Annotated in this window: 27 protein-coding genes; 21 read left to right on the top strand and 6 right to left on the bottom strand. The window is 71.1% G+C overall.

Going from position 1 to position 25,528, the window contains the following annotated elements; genetic code table 11:
• Positions 1-3 precede the first annotated feature (3 nt).
• The 10 genes from QRN23_RS11445 to rbfA all read left to right on the top strand — a co-directional run bounded on the left by QRN23_RS11445 (position 4) and on the right by rbfA (position 11,231).
• Positions 4-891, top strand: coding sequence for a DUF58 domain-containing protein (locus QRN23_RS11445; protein ID WP_192123398.1), 888 nt, complete (start codon positions 4-6; stop codon positions 889-891).
• Positions 878-1,360 (top strand): hypothetical protein, encoded by a 483-nt coding sequence (locus QRN23_RS11440; RefSeq protein ID WP_123570222.1) that lies wholly within the window; start codon positions 878-880, stop codon positions 1,358-1,360. The genes QRN23_RS11445 and QRN23_RS11440 overlap by 14 nt, the downstream gene beginning before the upstream one ends.
• Positions 1,351-2,349 (top strand): vWA domain-containing protein, encoded by a 999-nt coding sequence (locus QRN23_RS11435; RefSeq protein WP_285063599.1) that lies wholly within the window; start codon positions 1,351-1,353, stop codon positions 2,347-2,349. Before QRN23_RS11440 ends, QRN23_RS11435 begins: the two co-directional genes overlap by 10 nt.
• On the top strand, positions 2,346-3,440 hold the full coding sequence (locus tag QRN23_RS11430; RefSeq protein WP_285063598.1) for a VWA domain-containing protein: 1,095 nt from the start codon (positions 2,346-2,348) through the stop codon (positions 3,438-3,440). Before QRN23_RS11435 ends, QRN23_RS11430 begins: the two co-directional genes overlap by 4 nt.
• A complete protein-coding gene (locus QRN23_RS11425) occupies positions 3,437-4,273 on the top strand; it encodes a hypothetical protein (protein ID WP_285063597.1) in 837 nt (278 codons plus the stop codon). Before QRN23_RS11430 ends, QRN23_RS11425 begins: the two co-directional genes overlap by 4 nt.
• Positions 4,274-4,299: 26 nt before the next feature.
• Entirely contained in the window at positions 4,300-6,060 is a 1,761-nt protein-coding gene (locus QRN23_RS11420) for a proline--tRNA ligase (protein ID WP_200412579.1), read from the top strand.
• Between the two features lie 163 nt (positions 6,061-6,223).
• Positions 6,224-7,213, top strand: coding sequence for a transcription termination factor NusA (gene nusA, locus QRN23_RS11415; RefSeq protein ID WP_056045823.1), 990 nt, complete (start codon positions 6,224-6,226; stop codon positions 7,211-7,213).
• A 4-nt stretch (positions 7,214-7,217) separates the two neighbouring features.
• Complete coding sequence (locus QRN23_RS11410) at positions 7,218-7,709, top strand: YlxR family protein (protein WP_324289744.1); 492 nt, start codon at positions 7,218-7,220, stop codon at positions 7,707-7,709.
• Positions 7,710-7,797: 88 nt separating this feature from the next.
• Positions 7,798-10,590 (top strand): translation initiation factor IF-2, encoded by a 2,793-nt coding sequence (gene infB / locus QRN23_RS11405; protein WP_056045821.1) that lies wholly within the window; start codon positions 7,798-7,800, stop codon positions 10,588-10,590.
• A gap of 101 nt (positions 10,591-10,691) precedes the next feature.
• The gene (rbfA, locus tag QRN23_RS11400) at positions 10,692-11,231 is read left to right on the top strand and encodes a 30S ribosome-binding factor RbfA (RefSeq protein ID WP_159826395.1); all 540 of its coding nucleotides are present in this window, start codon (positions 10,692-10,694) and stop codon (positions 11,229-11,231) included.
• A gap of 28 nt (positions 11,232-11,259) precedes the next feature.
• Here the strand turns inward: rbfA and QRN23_RS11395 are convergent, their stop codons facing one another.
• Positions 11,260-12,129: an iron-sulfur binding domain-containing protein gene (locus QRN23_RS11395; RefSeq protein ID WP_285063596.1), complete on the bottom strand. Its 870-nt coding sequence runs from the start codon at positions 12,127-12,129 to the stop codon at positions 11,260-11,262.
• 68 nt (positions 12,130-12,197) lie between these two features.
• Here QRN23_RS11395 and QRN23_RS11390 point away from each other — a divergent pair, with 68 nt between their 5' ends.
• From QRN23_RS11390 to QRN23_RS11370, 5 genes are read left to right on the top strand one after another with little or no spacing between them, the layout of a single operon-like run.
• Positions 12,198-12,752 carry a nucleoside/nucleotide kinase family protein gene (locus QRN23_RS11390; protein ID WP_285063595.1) on the top strand — a complete coding sequence of 185 codons (555 nt, stop codon included), beginning with the start codon at positions 12,198-12,200 and terminating at the stop codon, positions 12,750-12,752.
• A 46-nt stretch (positions 12,753-12,798) separates the two neighbouring features.
• Complete coding sequence (gene truB, locus QRN23_RS11385) at positions 12,799-13,698, top strand: tRNA pseudouridine(55) synthase TruB (protein WP_285063594.1); 900 nt, start codon at positions 12,799-12,801, stop codon at positions 13,696-13,698.
• A complete protein-coding gene (locus tag QRN23_RS11380) occupies positions 13,695-14,063 on the top strand; it encodes a hypothetical protein (protein ID WP_043596125.1) in 369 nt (122 codons plus the stop codon). Before truB ends, QRN23_RS11380 begins: the two co-directional genes overlap by 4 nt.
• Before the next feature lie 46 nt (positions 14,064-14,109).
• The gene (locus QRN23_RS11375; protein WP_082460257.1) at positions 14,110-14,601 is read left to right on the top strand and encodes a hypothetical protein; all 492 of its coding nucleotides are present in this window, start codon (positions 14,110-14,112) and stop codon (positions 14,599-14,601) included.
• Positions 14,602-14,606: 5 nt separating this feature from the next.
• Positions 14,607-15,548 carry a bifunctional riboflavin kinase/FAD synthetase gene (locus tag QRN23_RS11370; protein ID WP_056045804.1) on the top strand — a complete coding sequence of 314 codons (942 nt, stop codon included), beginning with the start codon at positions 14,607-14,609 and terminating at the stop codon, positions 15,546-15,548.
• Positions 15,549-15,694: 146 nt separating this feature from the next.
• Here the strand turns inward: QRN23_RS11370 and deoC are convergent, their stop codons facing one another.
• Positions 15,695-16,423 (bottom strand): deoxyribose-phosphate aldolase, encoded by a 729-nt coding sequence (gene deoC / locus QRN23_RS11365; RefSeq protein ID WP_285063593.1) that lies wholly within the window; start codon positions 16,421-16,423, stop codon positions 15,695-15,697.
• Positions 16,424-16,449: 26 nt separating this feature from the next.
• Between deoC and QRN23_RS11360 the strand changes: the two genes are divergently transcribed.
• The 5 genes from QRN23_RS11360 to QRN23_RS11340 all read left to right on the top strand — a co-directional run bounded on the left by QRN23_RS11360 (position 16,450) and on the right by QRN23_RS11340 (position 21,092).
• Positions 16,450-18,054, top strand: coding sequence for an SDR family oxidoreductase (locus tag QRN23_RS11360; protein ID WP_123570214.1), 1,605 nt, complete (start codon positions 16,450-16,452; stop codon positions 18,052-18,054).
• A complete protein-coding gene (locus QRN23_RS11355; protein ID WP_056045798.1) occupies positions 18,051-18,257 on the top strand; it encodes a hypothetical protein in 207 nt (68 codons plus the stop codon). The genes QRN23_RS11360 and QRN23_RS11355 overlap by 4 nt, the downstream gene beginning before the upstream one ends.
• Positions 18,258-18,349: 92 nt before the next feature.
• Positions 18,350-18,934, top strand: coding sequence for a GDSL-type esterase/lipase family protein (locus tag QRN23_RS11350; RefSeq protein ID WP_056045795.1), 585 nt, complete (start codon positions 18,350-18,352; stop codon positions 18,932-18,934).
• 3 nt (positions 18,935-18,937) lie between these two features.
• Positions 18,938-19,309: a DUF6804 family protein gene (locus QRN23_RS11345; protein ID WP_056045790.1), complete on the top strand. Its 372-nt coding sequence runs from the start codon at positions 18,938-18,940 to the stop codon at positions 19,307-19,309.
• Positions 19,310-19,436: 127 nt separating this feature from the next.
• A complete protein-coding gene (locus QRN23_RS11340) occupies positions 19,437-21,092 on the top strand; it encodes a stealth family protein (protein WP_285063643.1) in 1,656 nt (551 codons plus the stop codon).
• A gap of 103 nt (positions 21,093-21,195) precedes the next feature.
• Here QRN23_RS11340 and QRN23_RS11335 read toward each other — a convergent pair whose 3' ends face one another.
• Positions 21,196-21,672 (bottom strand): NUDIX hydrolase, encoded by a 477-nt coding sequence (locus tag QRN23_RS11335; RefSeq protein WP_285063592.1) that lies wholly within the window; start codon positions 21,670-21,672, stop codon positions 21,196-21,198.
• Positions 21,673-21,710: 38 nt separating this feature from the next.
• Here QRN23_RS11335 and QRN23_RS11330 point away from each other — a divergent pair, with 38 nt between their 5' ends.
• Positions 21,711-22,544: an oxygenase MpaB family protein gene (locus tag QRN23_RS11330; protein ID WP_285063591.1), complete on the top strand. Its 834-nt coding sequence runs from the start codon at positions 21,711-21,713 to the stop codon at positions 22,542-22,544.
• A 356-nt stretch (positions 22,545-22,900) separates the two neighbouring features.
• Here QRN23_RS11330 and QRN23_RS11325 read toward each other — a convergent pair whose 3' ends face one another.
• The 3 genes from QRN23_RS11325 to QRN23_RS11315 all read right to left on the bottom strand — a co-directional run.
• A complete protein-coding gene (locus tag QRN23_RS11325) occupies positions 22,901-23,869 on the bottom strand; it encodes a phosphodiesterase (RefSeq protein ID WP_056045780.1) in 969 nt (322 codons plus the stop codon).
• A 231-nt stretch (positions 23,870-24,100) separates the two neighbouring features.
• Positions 24,101-25,276 (bottom strand): alcohol dehydrogenase catalytic domain-containing protein, encoded by a 1,176-nt coding sequence (locus tag QRN23_RS11320; protein ID WP_056045778.1) that lies wholly within the window; start codon positions 25,274-25,276, stop codon positions 24,101-24,103.
• Positions 25,277-25,400: 124 nt separating this feature from the next.
• The coding region (locus QRN23_RS11315) for a 50S ribosomal protein L27 (RefSeq protein ID WP_285063642.1) at positions 25,401-25,528 on the bottom strand (128 nt) is incomplete at its 5' end.

The following is a 25,528-nucleotide window of genomic DNA, read 5'->3' as shown; positions in this document are numbered from 1 at the left end:
CCGGTGGCCAGCCTGTTGCTGCGCGTCAGGACGAAGATGGGGCTGTTCGCCCACCGACGCACGATCGACCTGCTCGAGGGCGGCTACGCCTCGGTGCACCACGGGCGCAGCCACGACTTCGACGACCTCCGGGCCTACGTCCCGGGCGACGAGGTGAAAGACATCGACTGGAAGGCCACGGCCCGTCACGGCGAGCCGCTGGTCAAGCGGTACATCGCGAGCCGTCGGCAGAACCTCGTCCTCGTGATGGACACCGGTCGCAACATGGCCGCGACGGCCACGAGCGGCGAATCGAAGAAAGACATCGCCCTGATGGCGGCCGGCGCCCTCGCCTACATCGCCGCCAAGCACGGGGACGTCGTGTCACTGGTGGCGGGTGATTCGTCGGGCACACGCGCGCACCCGGCGGGCGCGACCGAAGCCCACCTCGAGACCCTCCTGCGGCAGGTCGACCGACGCGTCGACCTCGACGCCCCGACGAGCGACCTCGCGGCCGTGCTCGAGTGGGTCGCGCGGGGCATCCGGCGGCGCTCCATGTTGCTCGTGGTCACCGACGACTTGGCGATCGACGATCGCATCACCCGGTTGCTCCGGCGTCTGCGCGCGCAGCACGAGGTCGTGTGGCTCACGATCGGCGACGCCGACCTGATGACGCGCGCGGGCCGGGCGGGCGAGGTCTTCGACGTCCGTGAGATGGCCGGACTGCCGGCGTACCTGCGCGAGAACGCGCAACTCCGCCGAGAGTTCGACGACTCCTCCCTGCGGCGCGTCGGCGACACCGAACGCGAGCTCCTGGCCCTCGGCATCAGCAGCCAACGGCTCGGCAGCCAGGCCGAGGTCGTTCCCGGGCTGTTCACCCTGATCGAGAAGCACCGTCGTGTCGGGCGCTGACGACTTCTTCGGGCCCTACCAGTACCCGCTCTGGGTGCTCTGGCTTGTGCTCGGCCTGGTCGGACTGGCGCTCGTGGCCGCCTGGTACGTCTTCGTGATCCGTTTCTCGGCTCGCCGCCTCCCTCCGGCCCAGCGGGCGGCCCGCGCGGCCTCCCGACCGGTCGCCCTCGCCGACACCAAGGCGAAGTACCTCGCCCTGATCGACGAGGTCGAGACGGCCGCGTCCTCGGGGCGGCTGAACGACCGTGGCGTGCACTCCCGGCTCAGCCTGCTCCTGCGGTTCTTCGCGCACGAGACGAACGGGGTCGACACCCACGTGATGACCCTCGCCGACCTCCGCGAGTCGAACCTGCCCCGGCTCGTCGGTGCGGTCGAGCAGTACTACCCGCCGGCCTTCCGGCTCGAAGCGCCCGGCGACCCGGCCCGTGCCGTCGCCACCGCGAGGGACCTGGTGTCGTCATGGGGCTGATCTTCTGGTGGGTCCCGTTGGTCGCACTGGCGGTCGTGGCGGTCGCGGCATGGCTCTACGTGCGGTGGAGGCGCCGCGACAGAGCGCGCCTCCGTCGCCTCGGCGTCCCGGTCGCGCACGGCGAGCGGCTGACCGCGCTGCCCGCGTACCAGCGCGTCGTCCGGCGCTACCGTGCCGCCCTCGCGGTCGTGCTCGTCGCCATGGTGGCGCTGACCGGCATCAGCGTCCTGCTCGCGGCCCGCGTCTCGAGCACCGACGTCGTCGAGCCCCAGTCGTACAAACGCGACATCATGCTCTGTCTCGACGTGTCGGGTTCGATGACCGAGGTCGACTCGCAGATCGTCGACACGTTCTCGACCCTCTCGCAGGGGCTCGACGGCGAACGCGTGGGGCTGTACCTCTTCGACAGCTCGGCCGTGCAGGCGTTCCCGCTCACCGACGACTACGACTTCGTGCGCACGCAACTCGACCGGTACCGCGACTCGTTCGACACCATGGGCGAGAACGGGACCCGCTACTGGACGGGCACCGACCTCGGTGACGGTGCGTCGCTGATCGGCGACGGTCTGGCGTCGTGCGTCCTCGGGTTCGGCGACGACGACAGCACGCGGCCCAAGTCGGTCGTGCTCGCCACCGACAACTACGTCAACGGCAAGGCCCTGCTCACGCTCACCGAGGCGGCCGACCTGGCGACCGAGCGCGACGTCCGCGTGTACGCGGTGAACCCCGCCGACCACGCCACGGACGCCGTGGCCGACCAGGTCGCCACCGAACTGCGCACCGCGGCCGAGTCGACCGACGGTGGCTACTACGCCCTCGACGACTCGACGACCGTGCCGCAGATCGTCGACGAGATCGACGCCCGCGAGGCGGGGCTCTTCACCGGTGCCCGACGGCTCGTGGTGACCGACCACCCGCAGGCCCTGGCGATCGCCGCCTTGCTCGTAGCGATGGGCGGGCTCGTCTTGCTCTGGCGGGTGCGCCTGTGATCGCCCGGGCGCTGGTGTTCCAGCCCGTCCTGCCCTGGTGGCTCCTCGCCGTGGCCGCCGTCGCCCTGTTCGGGTTCACGGGCTGGCGCGTGGTGGCCGAGCGGGGCCGACGACGGGCCCTTCTCACCTGGGTGCGACGTCTGGTCATCGTCGCCCTGCTCCTCGTCGTCGCCGTGCGTCCGAGCCTGCCGGGCGGGTCGGCGCAGGCGTCGGTCGCCCAGCTCAACGTCTTCTTCGTGGTCGACACGACGTCGAGCATCGCGGCGGAGGACTGGGGCGACGGTCGGCGTCGACTCGACGGGGTGCGGGCCGACATCGCCGAGGTCACCTCGCAGCTGGCGGGAGCCCGGTTCTCGCTGCTGTCCTTCGACAGCACCGCCGTCCTGCGGACGCCGCTGACCGACGACGCTTCCGCCGTGGTCGCCGCGGCGGACGCCATGAACCAAGAGGTGACCTACTACTCGAGCGGCAGTTCCGTCAGCGAGGCGAACGACCTGCTGGCCGAGCGGCTGTCCGAGGCCCGGCAGAGTGCGCCCGAACGGGCCAACGTCGTCTACTACCTCGGCGACGGCGAGCAGACCAGCGGCACCGAGCCCGAGAGCTTCGCGGCATCCGCCGGCGACGTCGACGGCGGTGCCGTCTTCGGCTACGGCACCGAGCGGGGAGGCAAGATGCGCGTCTTCGACGGCTACGGCGACGAGTACTCGTCGAAGGAGTACATCCAGGACCGCACACAGCCCGGCGATCCCGATGCCGTCTCGACGATCGACGAGGACGCCCTGCGGCGCATCGCCGATCAGCTCGGCGTGCCGTACGTGCACCGCACGGCCGACACATCCGTCGACGCTGCGGTCGCGGACGCTCGCGACGGTGCCGTCGCCTCCGACGAGGGGCGGGCCGACAGCCTGATCGACCTCTACTGGATCGCCGCGATCCCCTTGTTCCTCTTGCTGCTCCTCGACGTCGCACTCGTGGCGAGGGCACTGGGCGAGGTCCGTCCACCACGGCCCGTCCGCGCCGGACGCGGTCGAGGACGCGGTGCACCGTCGGGACTCGACGCCTCGCGACCCGACAGGGGAGTCCGCCCGTGACCGACACCCTCGTCCCTCCGCCCGTCGACGAGATCAGCCGCGCCCACGAGGCCGAGGCCGGACCCGACGTCGAGCAGTACCGGAGACGCCTCCGGCGTCGGCTGCTGCTCTGGTCGGCCCCGGTCGTGCTCGTGGTGCTGCTCGTGGCCCTGAAGCTGCTCAGCCTGCCCGCCTTCGCCGCCCTGACGCAGTGGTCGTACGGCGACAGGGAGTTCGAGCGCAGCGCCTCCTGGTCCGAACCCCTCGGCGTCGCCAACGTGGTCGAGCCCTGGGTGCACCACTTCGACCGGGGGACCGCCTACGCCCAGATCGGCGTGCTCGACGTCGCGCGTCAGGAGTTCGTCACGGCACTCGACCTCGCCCCCGACGACGCCACGATCTCGTGCGTCATCCGGGTCAACCTGGTGCTCACGATCGAGGCCCAGGGCGATGCCGCCCTGCTTGAACTGCGCTACGCCGACGCCGAGGCGCTGTACGAACTCGGGGCGAAGACCGTCGACGAGGCTCCCGAGGGGTGCTTCCAGCCGCCGGAGGACCCCCGGCAGCCCGACACCTCCCAGCCGCTCGACGACGCCCAGCAGCGCCTCGACGAGAAGGGGCAGCAGGCCCAGGGGGGCGAGGGCGACGAGCAGCAGCCCGGAGGGGACGACGGCAGCGATCCCGGCGCCGGGGGAGACGAGCCCGGCGAGGGCGAGGGGCAGGCCGAGTCCGACGACCCGCTCGACCAGCTGCAGCAGCAGGGCGAACAGAGCCAGCAGCAGCAACAGCAGGACACCGACCGCGACCGCTACTACGAGCAGAACCCGGGTGACTACGACGGCAAGCCGTGGTGACCCGGGCACGCCCCTAAGCTGGACGGGTGTCCACACGTCTCTCCCAGCTCTTCGTCCGCACCCTCCGAGAAGACCCCTCCGACGCCGAGGTGACCAGCCACCGGCTGCTCGTCCGTGCCGGGTACATCCGCCGTCAGGCACCGGGGGTCTTCGCCTGGCTGCCGCTCGGCCTGCGCGTCAAGGCGAAGATCGAGGCGGTCATCCGTGACGAGATGCAGGCCGCCGGCGCCCAAGAGGTGCACTTCCCCGCCTTGCTGCCTCGCGAGCCCTACGAGGCCACCGGGCGGTGGACCGAGTACGGCGACGGCATGTTCCGCCTCAAGGACAGGAAGGACGCCGACTACCTCCTGGCCCCCACGCACGAGGAAGCTTTCACCCTCTTGGTGAAGGACCTCTACTCGTCCTACAAGGACCTCCCGCTGACCCTGTTCCAGATCCAGGACAAGTACCGCGACGAGGCTCGACCCCGGGCCGGCCTGCTGCGCGGCCGCGAGTTCACCATGAAGGACGCCTACTCTTTCGACGCGTCCGACGCCGGTCTGGACGACAGCTACCAGAAGCAGCGCGACGCCTACGAGCGCATCTTCACGCGGCTCGGCCTCGAGTACGTCATCGTCAAGGCGGATGCCGGGGCCATGGGTGGTTCGCGCAGCGAGGAGTTCCTGCACCCCACCACCATCGGCGAGGACACCTTCGTCCGCTCGGCGGGCGGCTACACCGCCAACGTCGAGGCCTTCACGACGATCGTCCCCGACACGGTCCCGCTCGAGGGCCTGGCCCCCTCCCGACGCCTGGCCCCGGCCGACACGCCGACCATCGACTCGCTGGTCGCCCAGCTCAACGCCGACGAGTCCCGCGACTCCGGGCCCTGGACGGCCGCCGACACGCTCAAGAACGTCGTCGTCGCACTCAGCCACCTCGACGGACGCCGTGAGCTCGTCGTGGTCGGCCTGCCGGGTGACCGTGAGGTCGACATGAAGCGGCTCGAGGTCGCCTTCGCCCCGGCCGAGGTCGAGGCCGCCGGCGACGCCGACTTCGCGAAGAACCCCGTGCTGGTCCGCGGCTACCTCGGCCCCCAGGTGCTCGGCGGCGAGTCCGACTCGGGCATCCGCTACTTCGTCGACCCGCGCGTGGTCGAGGGCTCGGCCTGGGTCACCGGGGCGAACGAGAAGGGCGTGCACGTCGCCGACCTCGTCATGGGCCGCGACTTCACCGCGGACGGCACCATCGAGGCCGCGCAGGTCCGCGAGGGCGACCCCGCGCCCGACGGTTCCGGCCCCATCGAGACCGCCCGCGGCATGGAGATCGGTCACGTCTTCCAGCTCGGCCGCAAGTACGCCGAGGCGCTCGGCCTCAAGGTGCTCGACGAGAACGGCAAGCAGGTCACGGTCACGATGGGCTCGTACGGCATCGGCGTCACGCGCATCCTCGCGGTGATCGCCGAGGCGAACAACGACGCCAAGGGTCTGATCTGGCCGGCCAACGTCGCCCCCTTCGACGTCCACGTCGTGGCCACGGGCAAGGACCCCGTGGTCTACGAGGTCGCCGAGAAACTCACCGCCGACCTCGAGGCCCACCGTCTCGACGTCCTCTACGACGACCGACCCAAGGTCTCGCCCGGCGTCAAGTTCGGCGACGCCGAACTCCTCGGCGTGCCGCAGATCGTCGTCGTCGGCCGTTCGGCCGGCGAGGGCGTCGTCGAGCTCTGGGACCGCCGCACGGGCGAGCGCACGCCGGTCCCCGTGGCCGAGGCCGTCGCGACCCTCACGGCTCCGCGAGCGTCCTGAGCGCCGGCACCGCGCCTCCTCGTCCCGGTCGTGACGACCCCGAGGAGGCGCGGTGCCGGGCTCGCGGACGGTCCGCCGTCCACCCCGCTCTCGGGTACCGTAGGGGGATGCTGCGCGCGCCATCGTGCGTGCAGCCTGCAGATCTGAATAGTGGAGGCCCTCAGTGGACATCGACCTGAGCGTGCTGCGTCTCATGGAGCGCGAGCGTGAAATCCCCTTCGACGAACTCGTGCGCATCATCGAGCAGGCCATCCTCACGGCCTACCTCAAGCACACGAACCAGCCCGAGAGCCGCATCCCGGTCGCTCGCGTCGAACTCGACCGCAAGACCGGGCACGTCTCGGTCTTCGCCATCGAACGCGACGACGAGGGCGAGGTCGTGGGCGAGTCCGTCGACAGCCCCAGCGACTTCGGCCGCATCGCGGCCTTCGCGGCCAAGCAGGTCATCAACCAGCGCCTGCGCGACATCGGCGACGACAAGGTGCTCGGCCAGTTCAAGGGCCGCGAGGGCGACATCGTCGCGGGCGTGATCCAGCAGGGGCCCAACCCCCGCATGATCCACGTCGACCTCGGCACCGTCGAGGCGATCCTCCCGCCCGAGGAGCAGGTGCCGGGTGAGAAGTACGCCCACGGCTCGCGCATCCGCGTGTACGTCACGGGCGTCAGCAAGGGCACCAAGGGGCCGCAGATCACGGTCTCGCGCACCCACCCGTCGCTCGTGCGCAAGCTCTTCGCCCTCGAGGTGCCCGAGATCGCCAGCGGCGTCGTCGAGATCGTCTCCCTGGCCCGCGAGGCCGGCCACCGCACCAAGATGGCCGTCCGTGCGACCGAGCCCGGCGTCAACGCCAAGGGCGCCTGCATCGGCGAGATGGGGCAGCGCGTCCGCGCCGTCACCACCGAACTCAACGACGAGAAGATCGACATCGTCGACTACTCGAGCGACCTCCCCACCTTCGTCGCCAGCGCCCTGTCGCCGGCCAAGGTGTCGTCGGCCTTCGTGATCGACGCGTCCACCAAGGCCGTCCGGGCGCTCGTCCCCGACTACCAGCTGTCGCTCGCCATCGGCAAGGAGGGCCAGAACGCCCGCCTCGCCGCGAAGCTCACGGGCGCGCGGATCGACATCCAGCCCGACAGCATCCTCGAAGACGACTGAGTGGATGTCGATCCGCGCGCCGGGTCGACGACGCGCCAGCGTCGGCGGCCCGGTCACGGGAATGACCCATCAAGCCCGACAGCATCCTCGAAGGCGACTGATCGCCCCGACGAGAACCCGGGTGGCCGAGGGCGACCGGCGCACCACGCCGTTCGCCCTCGGCGTCTCCCGTCCGACGACCCGAGGGGGTAAGGTGGAACCCGTCAGAACGTGCATCGGTACTCGAGCGCGCGCTCCACGATCCGCACTCGTGCGGGTCGTCGCCCGAAACGGACGTCTCGTGGTCGATCCGACCGCGACCCTTCCCGGGCGGGGTGCGTGGTTGACGCCGTCGATCGACGCGTTCGAGTCGGCAGTGAAGCGCAAGGCCTTCCGCCGTGCGCTCCGCCTCGACTCCGAACCCGACGTCGACGAGCTCCGCGCCCACCTCACGCGGATCACCACTTCACGACCCATCGCCACGACAGAACAGGCTGAACGGCACATGGACAACTAATGAGCAACCACTAATGAGCGGCTCGAAATGAGACCCGTCCAGAACTAAGGCTCTTCCCGTCTCGGGAAGGGCCCGAGACAGGAGAACTGTGGCTAAACCACGCGTACACGAGATCGCCAGCGAGCTGGGGATCGACAGCAAGACCGCACTAGAGAAGCTCAAAGAGATGGGTGAGTTCGTCAAGGGACCGTCCTCCAGCGTCGAGCCTCCCGTCGCCCGCAAGCTGCGCCAGGCCTTCGCCGGTGCCGCGAAGCCCGCGACCCCCGCCGCCAAGGCCCCCTCGGCCGGTGCCGCCGCACAGCCCGCGAGCTCGGCGCCCAAGCCCGGCGGTCCCCGTCCGGCAGCCCCCAAGCCTCCCGTCGCCGAGCCGACGCCCGCCCCCGTGGCGGCTGCCGAGCCCGACGTCGACGCGGCACCCGCACCCGTCGCCCCGCTGACGGTCGCCGAGCGCCAGGCCCAGGCCGAGGCGCAGCGTGCCGCAGCAGCCGCAGCCGCCAAGGACGACGCGGCAGCTCCGGCCGACGACGCCGCCAAGCCCGGCGCCGCGGGTCCCAAGCCCGGCGGCCCGCGCCCCGGTGCCCCTCGTCCCGGCAACAACCCCTTCGCCAGCAACCAGGGCATGGGGCGCCCCAGTGCTCCTCGTCCCGGCGGCTCCGGTGCGGCCAGCAGCATGCCCCGTCCCGGCGGCGCCGCGGGCCCGCGCCCGCAGGCTCCCCGTCCCGGTGCTCCTCGTCCGGGCGCTCCGCGTCCCGGCGTCGGTGCCGGCCCCCGTCCCAACGGCTTCGGTCAGCGTCCCGCCGGTGGCGGCGCGGGTCGTCCCGGTGGTGCCGGCGGTGGCTTCCAGCGTCCCGGCGCCGGTGCCCCCGGCGCGGCCGGCGGCTTCCGTCCCGGCTTCAGCGGACCCCGTCCCTCCGGTGGTGGCGGTCGAGGCCGCGGCCCCGGTGGCGGAACCGCCGGTGCGTTCGGTCGTGGTGGCGGCAAGAGCAAGGCACGCAAGTCGAAGCGGACGAAGAGGGCCGAGTTCGAGATGCGGTCGGCCCCGTCGCTGGGTGGCGTCAGCGTCCCCCGCGGCGACGGCAACACGATCGTCCGTCTGCGTCGTGGTGCGTCCATCAGCGACTTCGCCGACAAGATCGACGCGAGCCCCGGCAACCTGGTGACCGTCCTGTTCCACCTCGGTGAGATGGCGACGGCGACCGAGTCGCTCGACGAGGCCACCTTCCAGGTCCTCGGCGAAGAGCTGGGCTACAACATCCAGGTCGTCTCGCCCGAGGACGAAGACAAAGAGCTCCTCGAGGGCTTCGACATCGACCTCGAGCAAGAGCTCGAGGACGAGGACGAGTCCGTCCTGCAGATCCGCCCCCCGGTCGTCACGGTCATGGGCCACGTCGACCACGGAAAGACCCGTCTGCTCGACGCGATCCGCAACGCCAACGTGGTCGCCGGCGAGGCCGGTGGCATCACGCAGCACATCGGCGCCTACCAGGTGTGGGCTCCGCACGAGGGCGTCGAGCGCGCCATCACCTTCATCGACACCCCCGGTCACGAGGCGTTCACCGCCATGCGTGCCCGTGGTGCCCAGGTGACCGACATCGCGATCCTCGTGGTCGCGGCGGACGACGGCATCATGCCGCAGACCGTCGAGGCGTTGAACCACGCCCAGGCGGCCGGCGTGCCGATCGTCGTCGCGGTCAACAAGATCGACAAAGAGGGCGCGAACCCGGCGAAGGTGCGTCAGCAGCTCACCGAATACGGCCTCGTCGCCGAGGAGTACGGCGGAGACGTCATGTTCGTCGACGTGTCGGCCCGTGACAACAAGAACATCGACGCCCTCCTCGAGGCCGTCCTGCTCACGGCCGACGCCGGTCTCGACCTGCGCGCCAACCCCGACAAGGACGCCCGCGGCGTCGCCATCGAGGCCCGTCTCGACAAGGGTCGCGGTGCCGTCGCGACGGTCCTGATCCAGTCGGGCACGCTGCGCGTCGGTGACGCCATCGTCGCCGGTACGGCCTACGGCCGCGTCCGCGCCATGGTCGACGAGAACGGCGACTCGGTCGACGAGGCCTACCCGAGCCGGCCCGTGCTGGTCCAGGGTCTGTCGAGCGTTCCCCGGGCCGGTGACACCTTCCTCGTCACCGAGGAGGACCGCACCGCCCGTCAGATCGCCGAGAAGCGCGAAGCCGTCGAGCGCAACGCCTCGCTGGCCAAGGCCCGCAAGCGCATCTCGCTCGAGGACTTCACCCGTGCTCTCGAAGAGGGCAAGGTCGAAGCCCTCAACATCATCATCAAGGGTGACGTGTCCGGTGCCGTCGAGGCGCTGGAAGAATCGTTGCTCAAGATCGAGGTGGACGACAGCGTGCAGCTGCGCATCATCCACCGCGGTGTGGGTGCCGTCACCGAGAGCGACGTCAACCTCGCCACGGTCGACAACGCGGTCATCATCGGGTTCAACGTCCGTCCCGACACGAAGGCTCGTGAGCGCGCTGCTCGCGAGGGTGTCGACGTCCGGTTCTACTCGGTCATCTACGCGGCCCTCGAGGACATCGAGAACTCGCTCAAGGGCATGCTCAAGCCCGAGTTCGAGGAGAAGCAGTCCGGTGTCGCCGAGATCCGCGAGATCTTCCGCTCGTCGAAGGTCGGCAACATCGCCGGTGTCATCGTGCGCTCGGGAACGATCACCCGCAACGCTCGTGCCCGCGTGATCCGCGAGGGCGTCGTCGTCGGCGACAACCTGGCGATCGACTCGCTGCGTCGCTTCAAGGATGACGTCACCGAGGTGCGGACGGACTTCGAGGCCGGCATCGGTCTCGGCAAGTTCAACGACATCCAGATCGGCGACGAGATCGAGACCATCGAGATGGTCGAGAAGCCCCGGGGCTGACCCGGCGTCGTCGCAGTACACGAGGCCCCGCTCCGACTACGGTCGGGGCGGGGCCTCACCCCTCTCGCCACGGCGGCGAGCAGCACGAACAGGAGTGAACAATGGTTGACGCGCAACGCGCCCGCAAGATGGCCGACCGCATCCACGAGATCATCGCGCGGCGTCTCGAACGCGGCATCAAGGACCCTCGACTCGGGTTCGTGACGATCACCGACGTCAAGGTGACGGGAGACCTGCAGCACGCCTCGGTCTTCTACACGGTCTACGGCACCGACGAGGAACGGCGCGACACGGGTGCCGCCCTCAAGTCGGCGACCGGCATGTTGCGCAGCGAGGTGGGCAAGAACATCACCGCGCGGCTCACCCCGAGCCTCGAGTTCATCCTCGACGCACTCCCCGAGAACGCGGCCTCGATCGACCGTCTGCTGCAAGAAGCTCGCCAGCGCGACCACGAGAGCCAGACCATGGCCTCGTCGGCCGAGTACGCCGGCGACGCCGACCCGTACGTCAAGCCCCGCGACCTCGACGCGGACGACGACCTCGACGCGGACGACGAACTCGACGACGACCTGGCGATGGACGACGAGCTCGAGGCACCCGCCGCAGGCGAGTCGACCGAGCCCGACGGCTCGACCCGCTAGCCAGAGCACCCGTCAGGACGCCCCCGCCTCAGTCGGGCAGGCGATAGCCCTCGTCGGGCGACCCCGTGGCCAGACCGTCACGGAGCAGCCCGGCGAGGGCTCTCGCGCGTTGCACGTCGTCCGGCCAAACGGTCGCGATCTCGGCCGCCGTGACGGGGACGTCGCTGGCCCGCAGCTCGGCCAGGATCAATCCGCGCACCTGGCGGTCCGATCCCTCGAAGCGGGCCTGGGTCCGGAGGCGCGGCCCGGTGTGCGCAGGACGACCCGCCAGCACCCACGCGCACCGATCGACCAGCGGGCAGACGTCGCACTTCGGTGACCGCGCCGTGCAGACCAGGGCACCCAACTCCATGACGCCCGCGTTCGTGACCCGCGCCTCCTCGAGGTCGACGGGCAGCTGCGACTCCATCAGGGGGAGGTCGCGCGAGGCCCGGGGCGCCCACGGTTCGGCGAGTCCCTCGACCGCACGGGCCAGGACCCGGCGGACGTTCGTGTCGACGACGGGGTGTCGGTGGCCGTAGGCGAAGACCGCGACGGCCCGTGCGGTGTAGTCGCCGATCCCGGGCAGCGCCAGGAGCGAGGGGACATCCTCCGGCACGACCCCGTGGTGTCGCTCGGTGATGGCCACGGCGGCGGCGTGGAGGGCCAGGGCCCGACGCGGGTAGCCGAGGCGTTCCCAGGCGCGCACGGCCTCGGAGGCCGGCGACGCCGCCAGGTCGCGTGGCGTGGGCCAGCGGTCGAGCCACTGCTCGAGTCGTGGCACGACGCGGGCCACGGGGGTCTGCTGGAGCATGATCTCGCTGACCAGCGTGCCCCAGGCCGTGAAGCCGGGACGCCGCCACGGGAGGTCGCGACCGTTCTCGCGGAACCAGGCGGCCACGGCGGGGGAGATGCTCACCGTACGAGCCTACGGGTCGTCGAGGGCGTGCCCGGCGAGGTCCCGGCCGTCGGGCGTACGGTGGCGGCATGACCACCCGATGGGCCCCTGCCAAGAAGGACACGCTGCGCGAACTCGCCACCGAGATCGTGCACAACTACGGGCGCGGACGCGTGCTCGTCGCGATCGACAGCGACGGAGGCGCGGGTGCGGCCCTTCTCGCCGACGACCTCCTCGAGGCCTTCCGCGAGCAGGGCCACGCGGCGTTCCGTGCCTCGCTCGCCGGCTTCGAGAAGCGGCCCGCAGGGGCGTCTCGGGACTCCGCTCCGGTCCTCGACGAGAGCCTCTTCCGGCGGGTGCTCGTCGAGCCGTTCCGGATGGGCGGCAGCACGGGCTGGGTCGACCGGGCCTGGGACGCCGACGCCGACCGTGCGGTCGAGTCCGCGTGGGTCACCGGCCCCGCCGACGCGGTGCTGCTCGTCGACGGCACCGACCTCGCCCGCCCCGGCCTCGCCGGGCTGTGGCACTACCGGGTGTGGGTCACCGCCGACGACTCGCGACTCGACGCCCGGGCCAGGGCCTCGGCCGTCGTCGACAACTCCGACCGCGAGCACCCCCGTCGACGTTTCGACGACGCGTGCTGAGCGCGTCCCCGGCTTCGTCGCGGTCCTGCTGCGCTAACGTCGTCGGGTGAACAGCGGTCTCCTCCTCGTCGACAAGCCGCAGGGCATCACCAGCCACGACGTGGTCTCCCGGGTGCGGAAGGCCGCGGGCACGCGCAAGGTCGGCCACGCCGGCACGCTCGACCCGCTGGCCACGGGGTTGCTGGTCTTGGGCCTGAACTCGTCGACGCGCCTCCTGACCTTCCTGGTCGGCCTCGACAAGGGCTACGACGCCACCATCCGCCTCGGCGTCTCCACCACCAGCGACGACAGCGACGGCGAGGTCGTCTCGACGACCGCGGCCGGAGACGTCACCGACGACGCCGTCGACGCCGGCATCGCGCGACTGACCGGGCCGATCAGCCAGGTGCCCACCACGGTCAGCGCGATCAAGGTCGACGGCCGTCGCGCCTACGACCTCGCCCGTGCCGGGGTCGAGGTCGAGTTGAAGGCCCGCGACGTGACGATCTCCGAGTTCACCGTGCTCGAGCGACGCGACGCCGTCGTCGACGGTGTGCCCGTGCGCGACCTCGACGTGCGGGTCTCGTGTTCGTCCGGCACCTACGTCCGGGCCCTCGCCCGCGACCTCGGAGCCGACCTCGGCGTCGGGGGACACCTGACCGCACTGCGTCGGACGCGGGTCGGGCCGTTCGACGTGACCCGCGCCTCCGTCCTCGAGGGCATCGACGTCGCCCCGGCGCTGCTCCCTCCGGTCGACGTCGCCCGTACCCTCTTCCCCGAGTGGTCGATGACCGCTGCCGAGGCCGTCGACCTCGGGCACGGCAAGCGCGTGGCCGTCGAGTTGGCCGACACCCCGGGGCCCGTCGCCGCGGTCACCCCGACGGGCGCCCTCGCCGGCCTGGTCTCGGTGCGGGGCGGGGCCGCGAAGCCCATCGTGAACTTCCCGACCGACGAGGTGCAGGCATGATCGAGTGGTTCACCTGGGTGCAGGTCGTGGTGGCCGTGGTGGCCGGCATCGTCTGTGTGGTCGCCTGCTTCGCCAAGCGTCAGCCCGACGACATCACCGTCGGCACGGGTGCCGTCGTGCTGCTGCTCCTGCTGGTGCAGCTGGTCGTCGCGATCGTCGCTCCCTTCGTCGGCAACGCACCGACGGGCAACCTCGTCGAGTTCTACATCTATCTGGTCTCGGCCATCCTCCTGCCGCCCCTCGCGACGGTCTGGGCGCTCGTCGACCGGACGCGCTGGAGCAACCTCGTGCTGGCGACCTCGTCGTTCGCGATCGCGGTGATGGTCTACCGGATGTTCCAGATCTGGACCGTCCAGGGCCTCTGACCCACCCGGTCGGCGGTGGAGGCGTCGGAGTCCTATCCTTGACGAGATGGTCACTCAGAAGTCAACGCGCGCGGTCGGCCTCGGCCGGGTCCTCATCGCCGTGTACGCCCTCCTCGCCCTCGCCGCCACCGGTCGGTCGGTCTTCCAGATCGCGACCCAGTTCTCCGAGGCTCCGCTGGCCTACACCCTGAGCGCGTTGTCGGCCGTCGTGTACATCGTCGCCACCGTGGCCCTCATCGGCCGTGGCCAGGGGTGGTACGCCGTGGCCTGGGCGACCATCAGCTTCGAGCTCGCCGGCGTCCTGATCATCGGTCTCGTGACCGTGCTCGACCCCGAACTCTTCCCGCACGACACCGTGTGGTCGTTCTTCGGTCGCGGGTACGGCTTCGTGCCGCTCGTCCTGCCCGTGCTCGGCATCCTGTGGCTGCGCCGGCAGGGCCGCGTGGCCCGGGCCGTCGACGCCTCGGGGGTCGACGGGGCGGGTGCCGACGGCGTGGGGGCCGGTGGGGTCCCTCGCGACCCGGGCACGACGAGGTAGCGCGCGTGCAGTTCTACGACCTGGTCGGCGACGTGCCGCCCGACTTCGGGCCGAGCGCCGTCACCATCGGCAAGTTCGACGGGGTCCACGTCGGGCACCGCGCCGTGATCGACATGCTCGAGGGGGTGGCGCGCGACGAGGGTCTCGTGTCCACCGTGGTCACGTTCGACCGGCACCCGTTGGCGGTCCTGCGACCCGACGACGTGCCGACGGCTCTCGTCAGCAACCGTCAGAAGCGCGAACTGCTCGACGAGGCCGGGGTCGCCGCGACCCTCATGCTCACCTTCGACGCCGAGCTGCGGGCGCTGACGCCCGACGAGTTCGTCGACCGCATCCTCGTCGGGGCCCTGCACGCCCGCGTCGTGTTCGTGGGTGACGACTTCCGGTTCGGCGTGCGCGGCAGCGGCACCGTCGACACCCTGCGCGGACTCGGTGCCTCGCGCGGGTTCCGGGTCGTGTCGATCGACGACGTGAGGCCGAGTGGCGGCCGCCGAGCCTCGTCCACCTGGATCCGCGAGCTGATGGACGCGGGTGACGTCCGTGAGGCCGGCGTCCTGCTCGGTCGCGAGCCGTCGGTGCGCGGCATCGTCGTCCACGGAGAACAGCGGGGCCGCGAGCTGGGCTTCCCGACGGCCAACCTGGCCCGCGACAGCGAGGGGTTCGTCCCGGCCGACGGCGTCTACGCCGCCCGGGTCTCGGTCGGCGACACGCTCTACCCGGCGGCCGTGTCGGTCGGCAACAACCCGACGTTCGAGGGGGTGCCGGCCAAGCAGGTCGAGGCGCACCTGCTCGACGTCTCGCTCGACCTCTACGGGCTCGAGGTCACCGTCCACTTCGTCGACTGGGTGCGCGGCAACGTGCGCTTCGAGGGGCTCGACGCCCTGATCGCGCACATCCGGGCCGACGTCGTCCGCACGCGTGAGATCCTGGGGCTGCCGACCGCCTGAGGCGTCACGCGTCACGCGTCGAGCGCTGGGAGTCGATCGTCCGGCGCACGTCGACGGCGGGACGCCGAGCCGTGCGAGGGTGCGGCCCGACGGCCCCGAGGAGGCGCGGGTCACGTCGTCGACGTCACCCGCGCCTCCTCGGCTCGTCAGTACGACGTCGTGTCGTCCCCCGCGCCCGAGGCGCGGCCCGTCTCGAGGCGGTGCGCCAGGTCGGCGAGGATCGTGCCGCTGGCGCTCGTGCCGAAGCGCGTGACGCCGAGCTCGAGCATCTCGAGCACGGTGTCGAGGCCGCGCACGCCGCCCGAGGCCTTGACCTGCACCGAGTCGGAGACGGCCTCGCGCATGAGGCGCAGGTGCGGGAGCGACGCCCCGCCACCGGCGAAGCCCGTGGACGTCTTGACGAAGGCGGCTCCGGCGCGCTCGGCGGCCGTCGAACCGGCGACGATCTGGTCGTCGTCGAGGTAGGCCGTCTCGAGGATGACCTTGACGAGCGTGTCGCCCGCCGCCTCGACCACGCCGCGCACGTCGGCCTCGACCTCGGCGGTCATGCCGCTGCGCAGCCAGCCGATGTTGACGACCATGTCGAGTTCGGCGGCGCCGTCGGCGATCGCCTGGCGCGACTCGGCGGCCTTGGCCGCCGTCGAGGTCGTGCCGTGGGGGAAGCCGATGACGGTGCCGACGAGGACGCCGGTGCCCTCGAGGCGCTCGACGGCGTGCGCGATGTCGGAGGGCCGGACGCAGACGCTGAAGACGTGGTTCGCGGCGGCGTCGTCGAGGGCCGCGTCGACCTCGGCGCGGGTGAGCTCGGGCTTGAGGATCGCGTGGTCGATCATGCCGGCGACGGCGGAGACGGTGGGGAGCTGCTGGGTAGTCATGATGGGGTCCAGCGTAGCTTGGGCCCATGTCAGCGAACACTCCCGACGCCGAGCCGTCGAGCGCCCCCGTCACGAGCGACACCGACCATGCCGTGGCCTCCCGCCGGGTGCTGGTGACCGGGGCGACCGGGTACATCGGCGGGCGGTTGACGCCGCGGCTCGTGGCCGCCGGGGCGGACGTGCGGGTGTTGGTGCGATCGCCCGAGAAGCTGCGGGACGTGCCCTGGTCCGGCGACGTCGAGGTCGTCCAGGGCGACCTGACCGACCCCGAGACGGTGCGTCCGGCCATGGAGGGCGTCGACGTCGTCTACTACCTCGCCCACGCGATGGGTGGCAAGGGCGACTTCGAGCGCGCGGAGGCCGATGCGGCGCACACCGTCGCCGACGCGGCGCGCGACGCGGGTGTCCGCCGGATCGTCTACCTCGGCGGACTGCACCCCGAGGGCGACCTGTCGAAGCACCTGCAGTCGCGCAAGGACGTCGGCGACGTCCTGCTGGCGAGCGGGGTCCCGACCGTCGCCCTGCAGGCCGGCGTCGTCATCGGGTCGGGCAGCGCCTCGTTCGAGATGGTGCGCCACCTGACGGACGTGCTGCCCTACATGCCGGCACCGAAGTGGGTCCGCAACTTCATCCAGCCGATCGCCGTCCGCGACGTGCTGCACTACCTGCTCGGGGCGGCCGACGTGCCCGACGACGTCAACCGCACCTTCGACATCGGCGGTCCCGACGTGCTCCGGTACGGGCAGATGATGAACGGGTACGCCCTCGAGGCCGGCCTCAAGCAGCGGCCGATCGCGTCCCTCCCCGTCTTCACCCCGTGGCTCGCCTCGCAGTGGGTCAACCTCGTCACCCCCGTGCCCCGTGCCCTCGCCGTGCCGATCATCGCGTCGCTGCAGTACGACTGCGTCGTGCGCGAGCACGACATCGACGCCGTCGTGCCCCCGCCCGCCGAGGGGCTGCTGCCCTACCGTCGCGCCGTCCGCCTCGCCCTGCAGCGTGAACAGGACGGCGACGTCGAGACCAGCTGGCAGGACTCGTCGGTCGCCGGCGCGCCGAGCGACCTGCTGCCGAGCGACCCCGACTGGTCCGGGCACATCGTCTACACCGACGACCGGCAGACCGACACCTCCGCTCCGGCCGCCGAGCTCTGGAAGGTGCTCGAGAGCATCGGCGGCGAGAACGGGTGGTACTCGTTCCCGCTGGCGTGGTCGGCCCGCGGCTGGATGGACCGACTGGTCGGGGGAGTGGGCCTCCGTCGCGGCCGCCGCAGTGCGACCACCCTGCGCGTCGGTGACGCCCTCGACTGGTGGCGGGTCGAGAAGCTCGATCGCGGCCACCTGCTGCGGCTCCGGGCCGAGATGAAGGTCCCCGGAGGCGCGTGGCTGGAACTCACGGTCGAGCCGCGTCGCGACGGTGGCTCGCACTACCGCCAACGCGCGGTGTTCTTCCCGCAGGGACTCGGCGGGCGCCTCTACTGGTTCGCGATCCTGCCGTTCCACGGCGTGATCTTCTCGGGCATGCTGCGGCGCATCACGGCGACGGCCGAGCGGGAGGCGGCCGCCCGGGCGACCGGCGAGCGGGTGGCCGGTGCCGCGGGCGGGGCCACGACCGACGCGACGGCCGTGGCGTGACCGACCCGCGCCTCCTCGTCCTGGCGTCGTCGCCGGTGCCGCTGTACCCGGCGGGCGACGAGGCCATGTCGCCCGTGCCGTTGTGGCTCGGGGTGCTGTTCGGGGTGCTCGTCGTCGTGTCGTCGTTCGTGGTGCTGCTGCCGCGCGTCCGCCACGCGCTCGACCGCGTCTGGTCGAAGAGGCCGCGGCGCTTCCGTCAATGAGGTCGGGGCGGTGCGCACGCGCGCGCCGGTTCGCGGCTCCCAGCGGGTGATGGCACGATGGGGGCACTTCAGCAGACCACCAGGAGGTCGTGATGACACACCGAGAGACCGTCGCCTTCGTCGGCGACAGCTTGACCGAGAACGGCGACTGGGCGGCGTGGTTGCCCGACGAGCAGGTCGTCAACCTGGGCGTCGGGGGCGACACGGTCGCCGGCCTGACCGAACGGCTCCACGACGTCGTGGCCGCGAACCCCGACTCCGTCGTGCTCATGATCGGCACCAACGACTTCACCGCGCGACGCTCGGTCGAACAGGTGGTGCGCGGCATCGAGAACCTCATGGTGGCGATGCGTCGTGAACTGCCCGGCACGCGTCTGCTGTTGCAGTCGATCGCGCCGCGGGGGGCGGAGTTCGCACCCCGCCTCAAGGACGCCAACCGCCACCTCCGTCAGTTCTCCTCGACGGTCCGGGCGCAGTGGCTCGACCTCTGGCCCGCCCTCGCCGACGAATCCGGTGACGCGCTGCGACCCGAGTTCGCCGCCGACCACGTCCACCTCAGCGACGCCGGCTACCAGGCCTGGTTGGGCGAACTGCAGCCGGCCCTCGAGCGCCTGCGTGACGAGCCGCCGATGAGCCGTCCGATCAGCGTCCTCGACGTCGCCTACGACATCGAGTAGGCGGTGCCCACCCCCACCGCCCCCGCGTTCACGCGTCCGGCCCTGGCGCCCGGCCTGATCGCGGCCATCGCCCTGCTGGCCGGCACCGCGTTGCTCGGCTCGGACGTCTTCACCGTGTTCCGGTACGTGGTGTCGATCTTCGCCCTGATCGTCCTCGTCTTCGCCTACCGGGGGCGTGCCTGGTGGGCGCTGCCCCTGCTCGCCGCCGTGGCCGTCCTCTGGAACCCGGTGTTCGTGGTGCCCGTCCAGCCCGACCTCTGGCAAGGGTTGCAGTTCGTCGCCGCGGCGCTCATGATCGCCGTCGGGGTGCTCGTGAAGGTGCCGACCGCGGCCGCGACGACCACGGGGGCCGCCCCGGTCCGAGGCCGTCGCTGACCGTCGTGGGCAGCGGATCCGCCGAGGTGCCTCCGACCCCGTAAAATGCCGAGGGTGCGTCCGCCCGCCCGAGGCCCGCACGGAAGGTTGAGTCTGCATGGCCACGGAGATCCCCGGTACGTCAGAGATGGTCGGCACGTCCGAGAGCCCTCTCCTGACCCCTCGTCACCGAGCCGGTGGTCTCGACCGAGAGGACGTCGTCGTCCGCAAGGGCCAGTTCACGCTCCTCAACGGTCACCTCACGCCCCAACAGTCGATGATCGAGGACCTGCTCTACATCCGGCGGGTGCTCGACGCCGCCCAGGTGCCCTTCCTGCTCGTGCGCGGAAACGACGTCCGCCCGGTGATCGCCGTCGACACCGTCCACCGTGACCGCTTCACCGCCGCCATGGTCGCGGCCTCGGCCACCGAGCCCTTCTACGCCAAGCCCCGCAAGGGTCAGGCGTCCCTCGTCATCGAGGGCGGGCTCGAGCTCGAGACGGAGCGGGTCTTCCGTGTCTACCGGCCGCGCGTCGAACCCATCGGCCGCCTCCGCTACGGCGCGGGCACGGCCGTGCAGGTCGAGTTCTGGATCATCACCGACGACGAGATCCTCGCCCCGACCGAGAACGCACTGATGCGCACCGAACTGCCCCGTGCCGAGGCCGTCGAACAGACCGTCGAGCGGTACGGCATCGAGTGGCCCACCCTCGAGCACATGTTCGACGACCACGCCACCGACATCACCTTCGACATCGACATCGTCTTCTCGTGGGTCGACGGGAACTCGATCGAGTACCAACGTGCCCGGGCCGCCCAGGCAAAACGTCACGTGGTCGGCGAGGGCGACGACTCGGCGGCCCGGTTCCGTCAGATCGACGAGCTCAAGTACGCCCTGCGGTCGGTCTACATGTTCGCCCCGTGGGTCCGGAACATCTACATCGCGACCGACTCGCCCGTGCCCGAGTGGTTGGGCGAGCACCCCCGTGTCCGCGTCGTGCGCAGCGAGGAGTTCTTCAGCGACCTCTCGATGCTCCCGACGCACAACTCGCAGGCCGTCGAGTCGCAGTTGCACCACATCGAGGGTCTCAGCGAGCACTTCCTGTACTCGAACGACGACATGTTCTTCGGGCGACCCGTCGCGCCGAGCATGTTCTTCTCTCCGGGCTCCGTCACCAAGTTCATCGAGGCCGACACCCGCATCGGGCTCGGGCACAACAACATCGACCGCAGCGGGTTCGAGAACGCCGCGCGGGTCAACCGCCGCCTGCTGCAGCAGCGCTTCGGCCGCGTCCTCACCCGCCACCTCGAGCACACGGCCGCGCCGCTGCGCCGCAGCGTCCTGTTCGAGATGGAGCACGAGTTCGCCGACGAGTTCGCCGCCACCGCCGGCAGCCCCTTCCGTGCGAAGGAGAACATCTCGGTCACGAACTCGCTCTACCACTACTACTCGCTGATGACGGGTCGGGCGATCGTGCAGGAGAACGCGAAGGTCAGCTACATCGACACCACGATGGTGTCGGGGCTGGCGTCGTTGTCCGAGGTGCTGAAGAAACGCGCGTTCGACTTCTTCTGCCTCAACGACGGCAGCTTCCCCGAGGTCACCGACGACGAGCGGACCGCGACGGTCACGGACTTCCTCGAGCGGTACTACCCGTTCCCCGCACCGTGGGAGAAGGACGAGATGCAGCGCGTCGCCCTCGAGAACGCCGAGCAGGACAGGCGGGCACTCGGAGCCGAGGCGGCGCAGTCGGGCGAGGCGACCGGATCGTCGTCCCAGCGGGGGCTCGAAGGGTCGGACTGACGCCGGTCGTACCCGCGTCGCGGGTGTGACGGGCGTCACCGGTCACCGGTCACCGGTCGCCGGTCACCGGCGCGGTGGCCGTCACCGTCGTCCGGACGGCCGCTCAGCTCGACGAGGTGCCGAAGCGGGCGGCCTGTTCGCCCGCGAGTGCGGCGTCGAGACGAGAGAGCATGTCCGGGCCCATGGGCGGCAGGGCGTCCAGCCGGAACCACCGGGCCTCGGTGTTCTCGCCGTCCGCGGGGGAGGGCTCGCCCGACACGTAGCGCATCACGAAGGTGTGGTCGAGGTACTGCGCGCGGTCGCCGTTCGCGTAGACGACCTCGTCGGTCACTCCGATCGAAGCCAGCCGTTCGGGGACGACGTGCAGGTCGGCTTCCTCGAGGGTCTCGCGGACGGCGGCGTCGGCGGGGTGCTCGCCCGGGTCGACGATGCCCGTCACCGGCGTCCAGGCGCCGGTGTCGGCTCGGCGCACCAGCAGCGTCTCGTCATCGCGCACCACGACCGCGGTGACGCCTGCGAGCCACAGCGGTGCCGTGCCGATCTTCTCGCGCAGGGACAGGACGAAGTCGGGGGTGGCCATGTCAGCACCCTACCGACGGCCCGCCGTAGGCTGACCGCATGCGACTGCCCTGGACCCTTCACGGCTCGGACGTGCGGCGCATCTCCGACATGGCGGGCGAGTCGTTGCTCCTGGCCGGTGGGGGCAGGGCGATCCTGCTGCAACTCGCGAACCCCGGGGTGGGGCACGGCGTCGCCGAGCACAGCGACTTCGTCGAGCGCCCGTTGTCGCGGCTGCACGGCACCATGACGTACCTCTACGCCATCGTCTTCGGCACCCCGTCCGAGGTGGCCCACGTCCGCCGGGTCGTCGGGCGGGCGCACCGTCCGGTGCACGACGGCGAGTCCTCGTCGGTGCGGTACGACGCGTTCGACCCCGATCTGCAGCTCTGGGTCGCAGCCACGCTCTACGACTCGGCCGTGCAGCTGTTCGAGCGGGTGCACGGGCCGATCGACCCGGCCCACGCCGAGACCGTCTACCAGGACTACGCCCTCGTCGGCACGTCGCTGCAGATGCCGCGAGAGTTGTGGCCGGCCGATGCAGCGGCGTTCCGGCGCTACTGGGACGACGCCGTCGCGCACCTCGTGGTGGACGACGTCACGCGTCGGGTCGCCCACGAGTTGTTGCACCCGACGACGGGGCCGTGGTGGCTGAGGGCAGTGATGCCGCTCGCCCGGCTCGTCACCGCGGGGTCGTTGCCGGGTCGAGTCCGTGACGACTTCGGCCTGCCCTGGTCGCCGGCCGCCCAGCGCCGCTACGACCGGGTGATGCGCGCCACGGCTGCGGTCGTCCCGCATCTGCCACCGCGCCTCCGTCACGTCCTCCGCGACGGGTACCTGCGTCGTCTGCGTGCGGCCATGGCCGCCGAGGCCCGCACCCCCGCCCACGGCTGACCCGGCCCGTGGCCGGCGCCCGGGTCGGCACCGCCCGCTTCACGTCACGGAGTCCTCGTCCCTCGTCGGCAACTCCTGACTCCCGTCACGGCGATCGCAGGCGGGGGCGTGTCGGCGTCGATCGAGCGACGTGGAGCAGGAATTGCCGACTCGCGCGGGCCGTGTTCGGGGCGGTCGGTCGTCCTCGGCGTGGCTGCGTCGGGACTGGCGGCGTCGACGGCACCGAGTGGGTCGGCAACTCCTGCTCCGTGCTGCACGACGGGCCAGGGAAGGGGGCACCGGCCGTCGCGCGCAGCATGAGCCAGGAGTTGCCGACGGTGCACGAGACCGGCTGCGGTGGGGGCGGGCCGGCCCGGTCAGAGCGTGTCGATCGGCCCCGTCAGCGCGAGGTCACGCGGCACCACGGGCACCGGTGCCGTGTCCGTCGCGCGGTGGCGGGGGGCGGCGGGGGCGATGCGCACGCCGGCGACGGCGAGACGCTCGGCCACCACGTCGGCGGGCACGTACTCGCCCACGGTCTCGTAGGTGCCGATCGGCACGACCGAGTGCACGACGGTGCCCTCGTAGACGTGCACCAGGTTGAACGCCTGGGCACCGTCGCGGCCGCGGGTTCCGCCGCCGGCGACGTTGAGGTCCTGCGTGTAGCAGGTGGCCGACGCGACCGAGACGGGGACGCCCGCGAAGGTGGCGTTGGTCGAGTAGTGCAGGTGCCCCGCGATGATGGAGCGGACGTCGCTGCCCTCGATCACCTCGGCGAGGGCCGCCTGGTCACGCAGCTCGACGAGGGCCGTCAGGTCTTGCACGCTCGGGACCGGCGGGTGGTGCATGGCGATGATGGTGCCGTCGGGGGCATCGGTCGAGAGCTCCTCGGCGAGCCAGTCGAGCTGGTCTCCCGAGAGCCGGCCGAAGTGGTGGCCGGGCACGGTCGTGTCGAGGGTGATGACGCGCAGGCCGTTGACGTCGTAGACGAGATCGACGGGTCGCTGCGACGGCAGCTGCCCGAAGAGCTCGGACCGGAACGCGCTGCGGTCGTCGTGGTTGCCCATGGCCCAGATGACCTGGGCTCCGAGTCGCTCGGCGACGGGCTCGATCAGGGCGCGGAGCTTGCGGTAGGCGTCCGGCTCGCCCTTGTCGGCGAGGTCGCCCGTGAAGACGATGGCCTCGGGCCGCCCGTCGGACGCCTCGATCTCGTCCATGATCTGACGGAGCCGGGCCTCGCTGTCGACGGCGCCGTAGAGGTCGCGGTCCCCGCCGACGAGGTGCGTGTCGCTGAGGTGCAGGATGAAGTGGTTCGGCCTGGGGTGTTCGGCCGTCCGGAGATCCATGGTTCTCTCAATCGATGTCGCCGACGTGGGCTCGGGACGAGACCCTCGTTGTTGATTCGTCACCAGTCCATCACCCGTTTGCCATGAGTGGGGTGAACGTGCGCGCGCGTTTCGGTGAACGGTCGTCGAACAGGCCGCATTCCCGAGCGACGACGCTAGCCCGCCTCACGGGCCGACGCGACCCCCAGGAGGCGGGGGTCGCGTCGTCGAGGTCTCTGACGTGTCGAGGCGTCAGGGCTTGAGGACGACCTTGATGCAGCCGTCCTCCTTGTTCTTGAAGACGTCGTACATGGCGGCGGCCTCGGAGAGCGGCACCGGGTGGGTGACGAGGTCCTCGGTGCCGAGCGGGTCGGTCGGGTCCTCGACGAGGGGCATCAGGGTGTCCATCCACTTCTGGACGTTGCACTGGCCCATCTTGATGGTGATCTGCTTGTCGAAGAGCGTGAGGAAGGGCGTGGGGTCGGCCGTGCCGCCGTAGACCCCGCTGAGCGAGACGGTGCCGCCACGGCGCACGATCTCGAAGGCGAGGTGCATGGCGCCGAGGCTGTCGATGCCGGCCTTCTGCATGACGGCCTGGCCGATCGCGTCGGGCAGGGCGGCGGCGAACTTCTGCACGAGGCCGATGCCGGCGTGCTCGTGTGCCTCCATGCCGACGGCGTCGACGACGGAGTCGGGTCCGCGGTCGTCGGTCATGCCCTTGACGACGTCGGCGACGTCCTTCGTCAGGTCGAGGACCTCGACGCCGTGGCGCTCGGCCATGGCGCGACGCTCGGGCACCGGATCGATGCCGATGACGCGGTAGCCGCGGTACTTGCCGATGCGCGACGCGAACTGGCCGACCGGGCCGAGGCCCAGGACGACCAGGGTGCCGCCTTCGGGCACCTGGGCGTACTCGACGCCCTGCCAGGCGGTCGGCAGGATGTCGCTGAGGAAGAGGTAGCGCTCGTCGGGCAGGTCGGCGCCGACCTTCACGAGGTTGGCGTCGGCACGCGCGATCCGCAGCTGCTCGGCCTGGCCACCGGGCACCTGGCCGTAGAGCTTGCTGAAGCCGTAGAGGGTGGCGCCCGAGTCGTACTCGGTGACCTGGGTGGTCTCGCACTGCGAGAAGAGCCCGCGGTCGCACATGAAGCAGTGGCCGCACGCGATGACGAAGGGGACGACGACGCGGTCGCCGACCTCGATGCGGCTGACCTCGGAACCGACCTGGGTGACGATGCCCATGGTCTCGTGGCCGAGCACGTCGCCCTTGTCGAGGAACGCGCCCAGGGCGTCGTACAGGTGCAGGTCGCTTCCGCAGATCGCGGCCGACGTGACCTTGATGACCGCGTCGCTCGGGTCGATGATCGTGGGATCGGGGACGTCCTCGACGGAGACGTTGGTGACGGACTGGTACGTGAGTGCCTTCATCGATCCCGTCTACGCGTCCTCGCCCCGTGCCGCCTGGACGAGGGGTACAGCGGGCACGGAAAAGCCTCGGGGCGGCCGGGCCTGGGCCCGACCGCCCCGAGGCGGATGACGCGTGTGCTGTCGCCTAGGCGACGGCCGTCGCGGAGGCGACGATGTTGACGACCTTGCGGCCGCCCTTGTTGCCGAACTCGACCGAGCCGGGGGCGAGGGCGAAGAGGGTGTCGTCTCCGCCGCGGCCGACGTTGACGCCGG

The organism is Frigoribacterium sp. ME-P-080 (assembly GCF_030209595.1).
Taxonomy (GTDB): domain Bacteria; phylum Actinomycetota; class Actinomycetes; order Actinomycetales; family Microbacteriaceae; genus Frigoribacterium.
Note: the sequence above shows the minus strand (reverse complement) of the source record. Positions and strands in the feature narration are given on the sequence as shown.